The sequence below is a fragment of the Dysgonomonas sp. UBA7710 genome (assembly GCF_002482385.1).
Lineage (GTDB): Bacteria > Bacteroidota > Bacteroidia > Bacteroidales > Dysgonomonadaceae > Dysgonomonas.
On sequence record NZ_DLFW01000047.1, the window covers coordinates 127,585 to 143,528 of the forward strand.

Here is a 15,944-nt window from a genome sequence, read left to right on the forward strand (position 1 = left end):
GTTTTATATCTCCTGTTCCGTTAGAAAGCTATATTTACGCCGAAAGTCCACATACGTGTAGGAGGATACCAATCGCCTGTTTCAGGATCATATCCTTTATAATCGGTCAGACAGAAGATGTTAGAACCAGTGGTATAAACACGGAGATTGGAGAGTTTCATGGCATTTACTACTTTAGCAGGGAAGGTATAAGCCAGTGTCAAAGCAGACAAACGAAGAAATGACGCTTTTTGCACACTGAAGTCCATCTGGCTTGCGTTATAGTGATTATAATCAAAACCAGCCAACGCACGTGGAAATCTGGCATCTGTATTTTCAGGGGTCCAACGATCCAGCAGGTCAGTTGAGGCAACGCTCGAACCAGTACTACCAATCAGGGACTCATACCACGGACTTAATTTTTTAGCGCCATAAGAGTAACTGAACACAGCATTCAAGGAAAGACCTTTCCAACTGAAATCGGAAGAGAAACCTCCATAGAACTTAGGGTCTGTAGAACCTACGACAACACGGTCATTCTGGTCTATTTGCTTATCATCGTTTACATCTAAAGGATAAAGGTCTCCCGGATTTACATTATAACCATTCCAATTGATTCCGTTCAAACGATCCATATCCACCGCCTGAGCAATACCACCTGTCTTCCAGATATAAAGTGTGTTGCGCGATTCACCCAGAAACAGATTGCCTTCTTTCTGGATATTACGGTCACCATCTACCTTATAAACTACTCCCGTGTTTCCGTAGAGTTGAGTAACCTTATTTTTATCCATCGACAGCGTAGCCGCGAAGTTCCATTCAATGTCTTTTGTTCTCAACAAATTTGCATTCAACGCGAACTCCAAACCTTTATTTTCGATAGCACCAATGTTTTCAATTGTAGTTGAATAACCTGTGGTAGTAGGTAATGAATGGCTCATAAGCAAATCTTTGTTCTTTATTAAGAAAGCATCCACAGACAGATTGATACGACCTTTTAAGAACGCCATATCCAGACCCAGGTTCCATTGTTTTTGTTTTTCCCAGCTAATATCCGGTGTACCACGGCGCCCGTTGGATACGAATGAATTGGTATAACCTGTTTCCGAAGTACCGGTATAGCTGACATTATATAGAGAGAGATAAGCGAAGTCGTCGATATTCTGATTACCTACCACACCAAAGCCGGCACGTAATTTCAACTGGTCAAAGATAGTCTGGTTTTTCATAAAGTCTTCCTGCGTAATATTCCATGCAGCTGACAATGAGGGAAATATACCCCACTGGTTACCTTTAGCAAATTTGGATGAGCCATCGTAACGGGCAGTAGCTGTCAATAAATATTTATCTGCATAAGTATAATTTACACGTGCAATATAGGATAATAAAGTCTGTTTTGACCATCCCGAACTCAAACCACGCTGGTCTTTCTTATAGCCTGATTGTAAGCTGTGATACCCGAATAGGTTAGAACCATAACCTGTGGAAGTTCCATTAATATAACTGTAATTTGTTTGGGTAGCACTTGTACCCAACATTCCATTCAGTTTATGTTGGTTATTAATAGTGGTTGCGTAAGAAATTGTGTTATCCCATTGCCATACGGTACGTGTGTCACGATTGTCGACAGCTTCACCCTGAGTTCCGTAACGCTCCGATTCATAAATATCGTTAGGAGTGTATTTATTTTGCTGCTTCTGAGCATAGTCGATAGAGAAAGTCGACCGCAGATTCAATCCGTCTATTGGATTAATATTAATATAGTTAGAGCTAAGTAAGCGATTATATACTAAGTCATTGTCAACTTTCAAAGATCGTAAAGGATTAAAATTATTCTGATCGAAGATTCCCTGCCAGTTCAATGTCTCCAGTTCATCGGAGATTGCCAGCATCGGGTTAGCCAAACGCGCACGGTTCATAATACCGTCATCAACCAATGTATTATTTGTACGTGTATAAGAAGTGTTCGTACCGACTTTCAGCCAAGGCTTTATCTGTTGGTCGGCGTTAATACGTCCAGAATATTTTTTTTGTTCGGATTTTTCAATCACACCTTTATTATCCGTATAGCCGAAGCTGAGATAGTAAGAACCTCTGTCGTCACCGTTAGACAAACTTACGACATGGCTTTGCTGTACACCTGTACGGCTCACCGCATCCAGCCAGTCATAGTTTTCATTGTTTTTGTAAGCATTAAATTCATAATCGGCAAATACGGTATTTGAACCCATAATAACATCATTAATATAAGCATTTACATCTCCATTCGGATTTGTCTGCTTATAACCGTTTGTATAGGCTTCTTTACGAAGTTCAAATAACTGAGAGGTGTTCATCGTCTTTGGAGTATTGGCATAAGACTGAACACCAATCCATCCGTCATAGGTCACTCTACCTTCCCCTTTCCTACCTTTCTTGGTGGTAATCACTACAACCCCGTTAGAACCGCGTGATCCGTACAAAGCTGTGGCAGAAGCATCTTTCAACACTTCGATAGACGCTACATCATTCAGGTTCACAGCATTGAAGCCGGAAAACGAATTATCCATTACCATGCCGTCTACCACATATATAGGATCGGTAGAACCATTGATTGTATTGATACCGCGGATTTTGATAGAGGCATCATCTGTCGGGCGTGTCGGGTTCGAGATGAAAACGCCGGCTACACGGCCTTGAAGTGCCTGATTGATATTGGTCACAGGTTTTTCTTCCAGTACTTTACTGCTTACACTACCTATAGCCCCAGTCAAATCGCTTTTTTTGAAAGTCGCACCTACTATTACAACTTCATCTATCTGAAAATCCTGTGATATAAAGGTAATATTCATTATTTCACCGGTTACAGAGACTTCCTTTGTCTCATACCCCAAAAAAGAAAAAACCAATGTGTTATTTTTCGCCGCAGATATGGAATATCGTCCGTTTTCATCAGAAAACGTTCCGGTGGTTGTGCCTTTCACCGCCACTGACACTCCAATTACAGGTTCTTTTGTCTGGGCATCAGTTATAACTCCCGTAACAGTCATATTCTGTGCGAAAGCTACACTCCCGGAAACAATAAACAGCATCATTATTAATGCCATTTTCAGTTTGGAATTAATGTTAATACAATTGTTCATAAATTAGTTGTTTAAGATTAAAGATTTATGGTAATATCGATTATTAATTTACTTGTCAGAAATCAACAAATAGAATATTATTTTTCTTAAAATGATATTAGGTATAATGCATTATTCTGATGGTAAAAGTAGATTTTTGATGTCTATTAAAAATGTAAGTTCCTTTTGAAAAAATGTAAAATATTACTATTTTCAATTTTAATACTTATCATTATATTTACTTAGCGAAAGTAGTTTCAATATTTGAATATGAGAGAATTTGACTCTTCAAAAAATAGAATAAATGTAGATTATATGTATTTTTTGATAGATTTGAGACATATGTTATATTTCTTGCGACCATTGTAATTTTCATTTTATGTATACTTGCTCTAATACTACATCATTTTTTCAGAACAGGTATATGAAACAGATATTTATAACGGATATCTATTCTTCGATAGTAGAAAATAATAACTTTGTATTGAAAATACCGTTATCTCAGAATCTTGTAGAAAAAGCAAAAAACAGAATAAGGGATAAATTATTCTTCGGCCCTGAATGAATAAATAATTGTATCCTTTTTTTCTTTGCCGGGTTCCAGAATATTTCGTGTAAAATCAGTGTGATTCATGGCATCGGGGTAATATTGCGCCTCCAGGCATAGCCCCTGAAATGGCAAGAACTGGCCGGATAGAAAATCACCTGTGTAAAACAAAACTCCGGGCATAGTAGAATAGACATCCAATACCCTGCCGGAAATAGTATCTTTTACTGAACCGAGAGCTTTCTTATTATCCTGTTTGATAAAATAAACATTATAACCGTCCAGATTATCCTCCTTGAGTAAGGCCATTTTTTGTATAATCTTGTAATCGCCGAAGTCAAATGCGGTTCCCTCAATGCCTGAAATCCGGCCTGTTGGTAAGAATTCGGCATCTGCTTCCAAATATTTTTGTGCGTTTACTCTCAACTGGTGATTAAGTATATTATCCTTATTAGCCGAAAGATTAAAATAGGTATGGTTTGTAAAACTGGCAGGAGTCCGTTTGTCCGAAACAGCGCTATATTCTATTTGCAACTCATTATTTTCAGAAAAGGAATAGGTTACCCGGAGTTTCAAATTTCCGGGAAACCCTCCTTCTCCATCAGGGCTTTCGATATAGAAGGCCACGCTTTCATTGTTGATGTGATAGCTGAATATCTTCTTGTTTAGGCCATTATATCCTCCATGATTTGAATTCTCTCCATCATTCTTATCCATATTATATACTATGGCGTCCATTGTAAAACGAGCTTTGGATATCCGGTTGGAAACCCGGCCTACAGTATTGCCAAGGTAAAAATTACCGGTAAGATAATCTTCAAGATTGTCATATCGTAAAACAACATTGGAAAGTACTCCTTTCTTATCAGGAACAACGATTGAGACTATACTTGCTCCGATATTTGTGAGTTCGATATATGCTCCTGAAACATTCGATATGCGAAATAAAGCAATTTCCTGTTTCCTGATAAAAACACTTTTCCGTTTTACTATATTCGCCATATTACTGAGGATATATTCTCATCGCAAGACCACCTCCCTGGGCCAGCGGAATTACGATTTTACTGTTGTTATCTATTAATTGTGTTTCAAATATATAATGTGTTGCCCATAATCCGGCATCATCTTCGTCTTTATAGATCTCGGCCTTATATTCTTTTCCTTTGTCAAGAAATGAAAAATCAATTGTCATATTCCGGGCTGCCCAATCGGTCATTCCACCTATATACCAATTCTCACCCTTTTGCTTTGCTATAAGGATATATTCCCCTACTTTAGCATCCAATACTATTGTATTGTCGAATATAACAGGAACATTAGACAGGAATTTCATTACATTGGAATCCTTTCTGTACTCGGAAGGTGAATCGCACAGCATGGCCAGATACTGGTCATAAACGACAAACATCGCTAATTCATGGCAACGGGTTCCTTGTGCAGAAGGTAATCCCGGATCAATCGGCCTGAATAGTTGAGGAGAACAATTACGCATCGCACCCGGAGTATAATCGAGCGTCCCGCCCAACATGCGGGTAAATGGAAAAGTCACATGATGCTTAGGGTTTGCAGTCAAATCCCATTTGGAGCATTCGGCACCCCGTACAGCTTCATAGTTTACTATATTGGGATACATACGTTGCATCCCCGTAGGTTTACTGCAACCATGAAAATTAACCATCAGCTTGTTTTCCGCAGCCTTGCGTGCAATTGTCTCATACCAATCCATTGCCAGTTGGTCATCACGGTCAAAGAAATCGACTTTGATACCGGCAGCACCCCAATCGTGCATCATTTTCAGATATTCATCCGCTTTATCGGTCAGGGCCATAGCAACACACCATAAAAATACACCTACATTCTTTGATTTGCCGTAATTGATTATCTCTTTTATATCTACTTTCGGATTTATCTGCGACAGGTCGAAAATATGCGACCAGCCTGCGTCAATCATCAGGTACTCCAGATTATTTTCTGCTGCAAAATCTATATAATGCTTATACAGGGCCGTATTCCTGTTAGCCATACCCGATGGAATATCCGCTTCGGGCAATATGGCATCGTGCCACCATTCCCACGCCGCTTTTCCGGGTTTTATCCATGATACATCCGTCAGTACCTGAGGTGTTGCCAGTTTGTAAACAAGCTCATTTGTTAGCAGCTTCTTATCATCTTCCGTTACAATGATTACTCTCCAGGGAAACTCCTTTTTACCATCGGTTTTAGCAATATAATCCTTTGTACGTTGTACTACGGAAACAAATCCCCAACTGCCTAAAGCCGTACTATCAGGATAATGTGCGAAATCTCCGGAAAAACCCCTCGCGCTCTTTTCCAGATACATGCCCGGATAATCCCTGACATCGGATTCCGCCACCACAACCTTTACATTATCAGGCATTGTGAATAATACAGGAGTAATAGACCGTTTTCCGTCTGCTATAGCAGACGCACTGGTGTAATCTATTTGCATCAGTTCCCACGAAGTATAATTGGATGTTTCCTGAAAGATAACGGCAGGATCTCCAGCTATATTTACATTGACAATTTCGTTTTTCACTATTATTTCCCCATCAAAATCAGTAATAAACCGATAGGCGACACCTTCGTTATATGCCCTGACAATTAATGAACAGCCCCCTTCAAAATCTATTCTCGTTTCATTATAATTATCAGATAAAAGTTTAAACTTACCATATAACGGTTCAATCGTCTCATTTACAGATTTGGACTGAATATTTTCTATCCTTGCATTTATCCCCGGTGTTTTCCCTTCCAGTTCAAGCCCTATTACCGAACGGGTTACAATTTCTTTTTCGTTAAATAAGGCTCTATAAGACAGAGAATCTTTTGTCTCGATCACAATCTTCAACTTAGAGTCCGGGGATACAATTTCGATATTCTCTTTCTTACAAGAAGTAAAAAAGAGAATACCGGTTAACAGAATATATAAATATTTCATCATCTTACACTATTTAGTTGAAGAACAACACTTTCATATTCATTATACATAGGGAACGTAAGCCCAACATTCATAAGATAATCTCCACTAAATTCCTTACCCTCGTATGCTGACGAACGCGACCAGTCAGGTGAAATTTTGTTGATTTCTTTCAGCGTATATTTCATATCCGGGTCAAGTCCCTGAAGATATATTGTTTGTATATTAGGTTTAATTTCTTTTCTTACAAGGAAATTAAATACAATAGCTTCATTCTTATCTTCGGAAATATACATGAAAACAGTACGATTATTCTTATAGGGAGATAATATTCTGTAAAGGTCTCCATGTAAAACGGTTTTCCTTATTTTTTTATAAGTTTCTATAGCGTTTCTTGAGAAAACTTTCTCTTCATCGGTCATTTGCACGGGTTGCAGATCCATACCAAGTTTACCTGCCATCGCTACATCAAAACGATATTTCAAAGGAGTACTACGACCTGAGATATGATTAGGTGATACAGAAACATGGCTTGCCAATCCGATAGTAGGAAAAAAATATTGTGCGCCCCACTGTGTGAAGATTCGTTGCAACGGGTCGTTATTATCACTGATCCAGTATTCATCGAAATTCTTCATGGATGCATAGTCGATACGCCCTCCGCCACCGGAGCATAACATAAATGTTACATCAGGATATTTCACCCTTATTTTATTCATTATTTCCAGCAGAGCATTACTGTAATCTATCCAGAGATGAGATTGACGGCCGGCAGCAAGATATGATGAACCCGGATTATATACAAATCTGTTGCAATCCCATTTCACATAATCTATACCCGGGTTTTCCTGCAATATATTATCCACAGTATTGTATACAAACTCCTGTACTTTAGGGTTACTTAGATCCAGAATCAACTGGTTACGTTGCTCGGTACGCTCCCTGTGAGGCTGCGCGATTATCCAGTCAGGATGTTTTTCATACAATTCGCTTTTCGGGTTTACCATTTCAGGTTCTACCCAGATACCAAATTTCAAACCTCTCTTATGGCATTCGTTTATCAGGTATGGAATACCGTTCGGCAGTTTTTTCTTATTGGTTTGCCAGTCTCCAAGCCCGGCATTATCACCATTGCGCGGATACTTGTTACCAAACCAGCCATCATCAAGAAGGAATAATTCAAAGCCCATCTTAGATGCATCGTCAATAATCCGGGTTAGTTTTGGTTCATCAAAATCGAAATAAGTTGCCTCCCAGTTATTCAACAGGATACTTCTTTCTTTATCGCCATTTTTAATTCCGTACTTCCGTGCCCAACGATGAAAATTGCGTGTCACCTCGCCACTGCCCTCATTGCTGTATGTATATAATAAAGCAGGAGTTTTAAATGATTTATCTTTATCCAAAGTATATGCAGAGGCATAAGGATTTATTCCGGATAATACGCGCAATTCCTGGTCATTATTGACCTCGAAACAGAATTGGAAGTTTCCGGGCCAGGCCAGTGTGCCACCAATAACTTCACCATGATTTTCCTCCACAGGATTATCCAATGATAAAAGAAAACATGGATGCGTGTATTGATTTGTTCTTACGCCTAATTTCGAATCAATAATTTTAATACCCGGAGTCAGTTCTTGTTCGGCAATGTTCATCTCTTCGGACCAATCTCCGTGAAACTGGCTTACAAAATAGTTCTTCGCATAAAAAGACAAATCGGAAGATGCAAAATTCTCGAGTCTCACGCTTTTGTTTTCGGTATTACGAATCTCTGCCCATTGCTCGATAATATTTTCCTTCTGATAGGCATTATAATGCAGGTCAACATACAACCCGTAATAAGCATCCTTCAGTGATATGACAGTATGGACAATATTACCATCCGGCCGGTCTGATTTTGAAGATATATAAACGAGATCCGTAGATGTATTCCCGTCTGCGTGGGTTACTCTCAAGGCTGCTTCGAACACATGGTTGGTACCAAATGTAGAGTATACGCTATAATCTTTTAACGGGACTTTTTCCAGTTCGTCCAAATGCCTAGTTCTCTTACCGAAGTAGCTTTGTTCAAGCTTCTTCTTTTCGTTTACTTTTAGTAACAGGCATGTATTGTCCGTCGTAATTGTTATAAAATCATTTGCAAATACCCCAATAGCAAGCATGAGGCATAATGTTGTAATCAGGTATCTCATTTTTCAATTTTATTTAATATAAGTTGACTATCCAGATGGTTTATATCCAACTCTTTTACTTTTCTCAGATATTCTTTGGCTTTCTTTAAATTACCAAGTCCCAGATGACCGAGCCCCATTACATAGTAACAATGTATCTGATTACGGGTGTTCAAATCATCTTCCCAAATAGCCAAATCCGGCAAAGAAACCGCAAAATAATCAATACGGCAGTTATCGAACAGATGTTTTTCTCCATGGGCTACCAGCTTGTTATAACGGCTGTGTGCTTTATCCATATTACCCAGAGCCTCCCATGCCAGCCCCTGATAGTAAATCTTGTCCGGTTGCTGATCGTTATAGAAAAATGCCTGTTGCGGCTCCGCCATTCCAACAGTTGCTTTCTGCAAGAAGAACTGAGCTTTTTGTTCATCGCCCAGGCCCCGGTACGCAATTCCTTTGTAGTAATCAATATCATTTTCTTCAGCATTCGCCAATTTGCCTTCGCCCAAATTATGAGGATAAGTGTCTGTTTCATGCAAGAGCCTCAAAGCTTCTCCATATTGTTTACTTGCAATAGATTGTTTTGCCAGCTCTATCCGGCAAAGTATATATTGCCTGGTGATTTTCCCTTCACCACCTTCCCATGGATGAAACTTGCGCGCATTAATAAGCTCCATAGCTTCTTTATATTTACCCAATTGATTATAAAGGGTGATACGTTCTATGCAAAGGTCATCGCGCTGCTCCGTCAGTTGAGGATACTTTTCGAGTAAAGCAAGCCGTTCGGCATGGGAAAATCCTCTTTTTTTGTAGAGTTGATCCAGTTCCATCAATAGACGTGAGTCTGTCGGGTCCAACGCAAATGCTTGTTCCAGTAGCTCTTTTGCTTCCTGTTTTTTATTGTATTTGTTATAGTATGCCAAAGCCAGATTACGCAATACGGTAGGATATTTATTATTCAGTTCTTTTGATTTTTCCCAGCATACTGTTGCTTCATCATATTGGCGGGCGGCATACCAGAAGTTGCCAAGGTAATATGGCGCCAGAGAATCCGAAGGATTTACTTTCATTGCATCCTGTAAAATATTCACTTCTTCTATCCGATTCGGGAAGCACTTTTCGGGAGGCATCTGTGATGCTTTTATATAGTATTCTTTTGCTTTTACCGGATTGCCCGACTGTGAAGCAAAATAACCTAACGTATAATATACCATCGGGTATACATTATTTTCATCGATTATACTGTAAGACAGGAATTGTTCCGCTTCCTCATATATACCTGCATTGGCGAAATCGAGAGCATATTCGATATATGAATGGGTTGCTCCTCGCATCAATGCTTTCAGTTCATTCAGGTCTTTAGTATCGTTTGTCAGAAGATATTGTTCGAAACGGCATCCCATATTGAATTTATCGATTTTCAGCGATTCTTCAATCAGGTTCAATGCCTCTTTTTTTCTTCCCAGTTTTCTTAATATTGAAGTTTTGAGTTGACGTGCCTTATGATTGTGCCAGTTGCGGATAAGGCTCCGGTCTATCCTGTCCAGAGCATCTGTCCATAAACCTCTGTTTGCATCTATTTGGGCTAAGGCGAAATATCCGCAGTCTTGCCATGCCGCATTCCATGTCGCCTTGAAAAAAGCAGCATAAGCGTCATCATTTTGTCCCTGCATTTTAAGGCACCAGCCCAAATTGTAATGCGGTTCACCATCGTATGGATTAGGATTGCGTTCAGTTTGGGTTTCTATTGCCTTGCGAAAGAAAGGCTCTGCTTTGGCAAACTGCCCTCTGCGCATCAGTAAAAGCCCCATTGCGTTGTTGCAACGAATATCACCGGGTTCACGGCTGAGGGCTTCCATATAATAATCAACCGGATTGTAAGTAGCGTGGCGATACTGCTCCAGATGAAGTCCCGTCAGATAAAGCTGTTCCATAGAAGCGATATCCTTAGGCTCTTTCGCTGGTTTTGCAGAATCCGGAGTCGGCTTTATTTCGGGTTTATCAGCCTGATATGCCAATAATTCTTTTCCATCTGATGCATACAGTTCAAATTTCAGATTCTCCGGAAGTATTTCTCCAACTACGACTTCTTTCAGATACGATTCCGCCGGGGAAGTATTTGTACAATCATCCAGAAACATTTTGCCTTCTGTATTCTTTAGAATTACACGGAGATTCTTGAATTCTGAAGTTGTGTAAAGAATAATATTAGCCTTATGGCCTTCAATTTCTATGTTTACAATTGCGTCTTTGTTTGCATTCTTTACATATCCTACCTCAGCGTAAGGCATAAAATACTGTACCCATGATTTTTCTTCATTAGGCTGCAACCATGTGAAGTCTGGCTGGTTATCGGTATAAACACCTGTCATTAGCTCAATGTATGGGCCATCCTCATCTGTGAGGTTTCTATCCCAGGCTATACCGAAATCGCCGTTTCCCCATGTCCATTGTTTTTTCCCCGGAGAAATATTATGGTTGGCAACATGTAACAGGCCTCCTTTTGTATCATCTTCGTATCCGCCTACGAAATCGAATTTGGATTCGATAGCCATATATGAGGTAGGAACAGGTATATTCTTATATTTAGATATGTCTACCCCCGCGGAATAATCTTGTTTATAATATTCACCTGTAGCGATAGGAAAATTTGAAACAGCCCGTTTGCCATGATCGAAAACGGCATGTACATCCGGCGGAAACACCGATTTATACCCATCATTCACTACCACAGCAGGATTAGCCCACCATAGGAACGTTTGAGGAAATGCTGTACGGTTATATACTTTCACGCTAATCTCAATATATGCTTTTCCCGGATAGAGAGTAAAGCCTTGCATACCTTTGGTGCGGAACATACGTTCCACTTCATTACACCATACAGTAACGCTTCCATCCTTATTCTCTTCTATCAGGTAGTCTGTAGGCAGGAATGTACTTGGGCGGTGATGCTGCGGCCAGTTAAACTCGATTCCTCCGGATATCCAGGGACCGGTAAGACCAACCAAAGCAGGTTTGATTACCTGGTTATAATATATAAAATGACGTTGTTTTACTTTATCATAAGCCATTTGTATACGGCCGCCCAGTTCGGGTAATATCATTACCTTAATATATTCGTTCTCAATAAACAATGCCTTATATTGTTTATCTTTCTTTTCATCTGAAACCTTTTCTACTACAGGATAGGGATATACCCCCCCGGAACTTCCCTGATAAACCCGCTTTTCTAAAAAGATCGGATTCTTTTCTTCCTCTCCTATTTCATATGTAGGCAACATGATATTTTCTTTCCATGCACGGACTACATTTTTTTCATTCACTGTAGATTGAATCAGATAATGAGTTATCTTTTCCATTATGCTTTCGCTTTTTAAATTAAATGTTAAACAATCAAGGTCGCAGACCTATTTATTTTCTTTGCAGATAAAACAGCAATAGTTTGTTATAATCTAAGTATTATTGTTTTGGATACTCTCTACTCCTTATCTGGTAAGCTCTTTTTCTATTTCTTCAAGAGATTTACCTTTTGTCTCAGGAAGGTTCTTCTTCACGAAAATAAATCCTAACAGACAGATAATTCCATATAGCCAGAATGTACCATATGCGCCCAAACCGCTATTCAGTAAAGGGAATGTGTAGGTAAGGACAAAGCATGCTGTCCATAGAGAGAATGTAGACACAGCCATTGCCATTCCCCTAATACGTGTCGGGAATATTTCGGAGATAACCACCCATGTGATAGGAGCCAGTGTCATGGCGTAGCATCCTATAGCCAGCATAACCAGCACTAATACCGCCATACCTGAAATGTGAAAATAATAACATGCTCCAAGAATGGCATATATGCATGTCAGGCCAATAGCCCCAAACAATAGTAATGACCTGCGCCCGAGCTTATCCACAGTATACATACCCACTATAGTGAATATGACATTGGTAACCCCTGTAATTACTATATTGAACAGAATATCGGAAACGCCATACCCTGCAGCAGAAAAAATCTCCTGTGCATAATTGAATATTACATTTATCCCGCACCATTGCTGAAATGCGGCTATTACAACCCCGATCAGTAATATTTTAGGCATCTTTCCTTTAAAGAGAAGTCTGAAGTCTGCCATTTCTGTAACTTCTGATAAAGAAGCACGTAAAGACGATACTTCTGACTGAGCATATTCTATACCGCCAATTCGTGTCAGGATTTTTTCGGACTTATCAAATTTCAGTTGTGTACCAAGCCATTTCGGACTTTCGGGGACAATGAATATCATTATAAAGAATAGTATAGCGGGAATGCCTCCGGCCCAAAACATCCAGCGCCATCCTATTTGGCCGTTCCATGAATTCAAAATATCTTCTCCCGGATTAATTGGTTCTGCGATAAGCCAGTTTACCAGTTGTGCAGAAAGTATTCCAATTACAACTGTAAGCTGGTTGAGCGAAACGAATTTACCTCTCACGCTCGCCGGGGACACTTCAGCTATGTACATCGGCGACAAATTGGAAGCTATACCAATACCTATACCACCCAAAATACGGTATGCTATAAACCAGGGTAATGTATCGCTGATACCTGTGCCTATAGCGGCCACGATAAACACAAGAGATGCTATTATCATCAAAGGCTTTCTTCCGTAACTATCTGATAAACTGCCGGATACCATCACACCTATCAGACATCCCAGAATAGCACTACCCATTACCCATCCTTGCATATAAGGTGAGTCTGTAATATCAAAAAAGACTTCATAAAATGGCTTTGCCCCGCCGACAACTACCCAATCGTACCCAAACAGTAGTCCGCCCATAGCTGAGACAAATGTAATAAGCAATAAATAAGAACTATTCTTTTGTTTCATCGTGATATTGATTTAATGTCAGTTTAATGAATGTAAAAGTACTATCTTCATATGAACTAAAAATGTAACTTTTCTTCAAAAACATGTAAAATATTATTATTTTAGCGGACAAAATCAATACCATTTAAATAGAACAATCATGGAAAACATTGAAATAGCCGAAGGTTTCAAAGGTGAGAAGGCTATCGTTACCCCCTATAATATAAGAGAATACCAGGATTCTAACGAAATAACCAGACAATTATATGTAACCCATATTGGTTATTACCCGAATGCAAAATATCATTTTCGACAAAGGATAGATGGAACGAATGAGAATATTCTTATCTATTGTGAAAAAGGTAAAGGATGGATTGAATGCAAGGATGAAAGGTATATCCTTTCAGAAAATCAGGCATTCATCATTCCGGCGAGTGAAAGCCATGCTTATGGAGCAGACAGCCGTAATCCGTGGAGCATATACTGGATACACTTTAACGGAAAAAATGTGCATATGTTCAGTTCTATTATCGGGAGGCAACTATTTATAAAAGAGTCTGATAACAGTAGATATAACGACCGTATCACTTTATTTGAGGACATGTATCAAAATCTGGAAATGGGATATAATCCCGAGAACCTCGAATATATCAGTTTTTGTCTGATGCACTTTCTGGCTTCCCTGAAATACCTTACTCAGTTTAGGGAAATTAAAAATGTGAGAGTCGATGATGTGATACAACAATGTATCCACTATATGAAAGATAATCTCGAAAACAAAATAACCCTGAAAGATATTGCAGATGCTGTAGGCTATTCAAGCTCTCATTTCACTACATTATTCACCCAGAGAACATCTTTTTCGCCTATGGTATATTATAATCAGTTAAAAATACAAAGAGCATGTTCGTTTCTCCAATTTTCAGACCTAAAAATTAAAGAGATAGCTTTCCGGCTGGGATATTATGATCCGTTCCATTTTTCCAATTCCTTTATCAAGGAAATGGGAATAACTCCGAAAGAGTACAGAAAAAGATACCATGAGGACAAAAGCGGCAATATTAAAAATATTTGAAATCATTACTTAGATATAAGGGCAGCACTGTTAAGTTCTAATTAGACTATAAAAAGAAATGTTTGACATTTCTCGCAAAGGCGCCTATACAAAAAAGTAACACATGTAACACTTTTTTCAGTTATTTACACTTATAACTTTTTAATTTCTCTCTCTTCATTTTTTCTTTTTCCCTTCGGGGGCCAGGAGACCTGTTCAATATTTCAAAGAATTAATAACTATCAGCTAACGACAAAAGCTATATACATAGATAAAGTTTTATGGAATAATAAAGGATTCATCGGTTATTATTATCTATGAAATAAATTATTTAATCAAGTTGTTCAATATGTCTTCAGAAACTCTAAAAGCCGTACCATGCCGGACGCCCACAGGGAAAACAATAGAGTCGGAAACATCCTCCCATACTTTCATATCCTTCGACCTTACCGCTCCATATTTATGATCCCTGTATTTATCAAAATACACATAAACATATTCTCCAACTTGTAACGGCGCAGGCCCTTCCGCCCAATAGTCCCCTGTAATAGGCTCTGACACCGTAACAGGAAAGCCGTAAGGCTTATCATTTGATACTATACGGATATTCTTCTCTGCCGGACTTGAATTTTCATTCTTTATAAAAAGATAATGAAGCCCGTCCTTATCCAGTATGGCGCCGTCAATTACACTGAACCCCGGTTCAAAGAACAGTTTGGTATCGCTGAACGTTTTGAAATCTTTAGTTGTTACATAATATTGCCTGTGATTTAATCCCTTTTCGCTTTCAGAAGTAGGTAAATCCGGAAACACACCCGGTATAGTCGAGGCCCAGAAGATATAGAAAGTCCTGTCTTTCTTATCATAGAATAGTTCCGGCGCCCATGTATTCTTCGTTCCTTCAAACTTTTCCATAACCGGAATATTCATTTGTTGCGACCATGTTTTCAAATCTTTGGACGATGCATAGCCAATACCCTGATCCCACCAGCCCGAAGTCCATACCATATGGAAAGTACCTTCTTCATCCTGAACAATACTGGGGTCACGCATCAGTTTATCTTTTCCAATTTCAGGTTTCAGGTAAATGGAATCGTTATTCAATGCTTCCCATTTCATCCCGTCTTTGCTATATGCCAAATGCAGGCCGTCTCCATTTCCCTTGAAATACGAGAATAAATACACAGATTTTGCATCCTCGGCTTCTGCCGTTCTTTGCTTTCCTCCACAAGAGAAAAGAAGTACCGGTAATAAAATAAGGTTAATTAATGTCTTCATTCTTTCTCTGTCCTTTTTTGTTCTTTAACCGA

General features: G+C 39.1%; 9 protein-coding genes. 2 read left to right on the forward strand and 7 right to left on the reverse strand.

The genetic code is table 11. The features are described 5' to 3' along the window. Nucleotides 1–20: 20 nt before the first annotated feature. Nucleotides 21–3,065 (reverse strand): SusC/RagA family TonB-linked outer membrane protein, encoded by a 3,045-nt coding sequence (locus tag B3317_RS16210; RefSeq protein WP_291113959.1) that lies wholly within the window; start codon nt 3,063–3,065, stop codon nt 21–23. Between the two features lie 439 nt (nt 3,066–3,504). On the opposite strand from B3317_RS16210, the gene B3317_RS16215 reads away from it, so the two are divergent. Next, nucleotides 3,505–3,645, forward strand: a complete 141-nt coding sequence (locus B3317_RS16215; RefSeq protein ID WP_291113490.1) for a hypothetical protein — start codon at nt 3,505–3,507, stop codon at nt 3,643–3,645. Here the strand turns inward: B3317_RS16215 and B3317_RS16220 are convergent. The 5 genes from B3317_RS16220 to B3317_RS16240 all read right to left on the reverse strand — a co-directional run bounded on the left by B3317_RS16220 (nt 3,625) and on the right by B3317_RS16240 (nt 13,601). Continuing rightward, nucleotides 3,625–4,629 (reverse strand): aldose epimerase family protein, encoded by a 1,005-nt coding sequence (locus tag B3317_RS16220; RefSeq protein WP_291113492.1) that lies wholly within the window; start codon nt 4,627–4,629, stop codon nt 3,625–3,627. The genes B3317_RS16215 and B3317_RS16220 overlap by 21 nt on opposite strands. A gap of 1 nt (nt 4,630) precedes the next feature. Next, a complete protein-coding gene (locus B3317_RS16225) occupies nt 4,631–6,589 on the reverse strand; it encodes a glycoside hydrolase family 97 protein (RefSeq protein ID WP_291113494.1) in 1,959 nt (652 codons plus the stop codon). Beyond that, nucleotides 6,586–8,757, reverse strand: a complete 2,172-nt coding sequence (locus B3317_RS16230) for an alpha-galactosidase (protein ID WP_291113496.1) — start codon at nt 8,755–8,757, stop codon at nt 6,586–6,588. Before B3317_RS16230 ends, B3317_RS16225 begins: the two co-directional genes overlap by 4 nt. Next, nucleotides 8,754–12,098, reverse strand: a complete 3,345-nt coding sequence (locus B3317_RS16235) for a DUF5107 domain-containing protein (RefSeq protein WP_291113498.1) — start codon at nt 12,096–12,098, stop codon at nt 8,754–8,756. Before B3317_RS16235 ends, B3317_RS16230 begins: the two co-directional genes overlap by 4 nt. 126 nt (nt 12,099–12,224) lie before the next feature. After that, a complete protein-coding gene (locus B3317_RS16240; RefSeq protein ID WP_291113500.1) occupies nt 12,225–13,601 on the reverse strand; it encodes a sugar porter family MFS transporter in 1,377 nt (458 codons plus the stop codon). A 139-nt stretch (nt 13,602–13,740) separates the two neighbouring features. On the opposite strand from B3317_RS16240, the gene B3317_RS16245 reads away from it, so the two are divergent. Continuing rightward, nucleotides 13,741–14,655: an AraC family transcriptional regulator gene (locus B3317_RS16245; RefSeq protein WP_291113502.1), complete on the forward strand. Its 915-nt coding sequence runs from the start codon at nt 13,741–13,743 to the stop codon at nt 14,653–14,655. A gap of 306 nt (nt 14,656–14,961) precedes the next feature. On the opposite strand, the gene B3317_RS16250 is transcribed toward B3317_RS16245, so the two are convergent. Next, on the reverse strand, nt 14,962–15,912 hold the full coding sequence (locus tag B3317_RS16250) for a glycoside hydrolase family 43 protein (protein ID WP_291113504.1): 951 nt from the start codon (nt 15,910–15,912) through the stop codon (nt 14,962–14,964). Between the last annotated feature and the right edge of the window lie 32 nt (nt 15,913–15,944).

Excerpts from the sequence above, each read along its gene's own strand:
- B3317_RS16235 (WP_291113498.1), bottom strand. The coding sequence starts at position 12,098 with ATGGAAAAGATAACTCATTATCTGATTCAATCTACAGTGAATGAAAAA.
- B3317_RS16210 (WP_291113959.1), bottom strand. The coding sequence starts at position 3,065 with ATGGCATTAATAATGATGCTGTTTATTGTTTCCGGGAGTGTAGCTTTC.
- B3317_RS16215 (WP_291113490.1), top strand. The coding sequence starts at position 3,505 with ATGAAACAGATATTTATAACGGATATCTATTCTTCGATAGTAGAAAAT.
- B3317_RS16245 (WP_291113502.1), top strand. The coding sequence starts at position 13,741 with ATGGAAAACATTGAAATAGCCGAAGGTTTCAAAGGTGAGAAGGCTATC.
- B3317_RS16230 (WP_291113496.1), bottom strand. The coding sequence starts at position 8,757 with ATGAGATACCTGATTACAACATTATGCCTCATGCTTGCTATTGGGGTA.
- B3317_RS16240 (WP_291113500.1), bottom strand. The coding sequence starts at position 13,601 with ATGAAACAAAAGAATAGTTCTTATTTATTGCTTATTACATTTGTCTCA.
- B3317_RS16225 (WP_291113494.1), bottom strand. The coding sequence starts at position 6,589 with ATGATGAAATATTTATATATTCTGTTAACCGGTATTCTCTTTTTTACT.
- B3317_RS16250 (WP_291113504.1), bottom strand. The coding sequence starts at position 15,912 with ATGAAGACATTAATTAACCTTATTTTATTACCGGTACTTCTTTTCTCT.
- B3317_RS16220 (WP_291113492.1), bottom strand. The coding sequence starts at position 4,629 with ATGGCGAATATAGTAAAACGGAAAAGTGTTTTTATCAGGAAACAGGAA.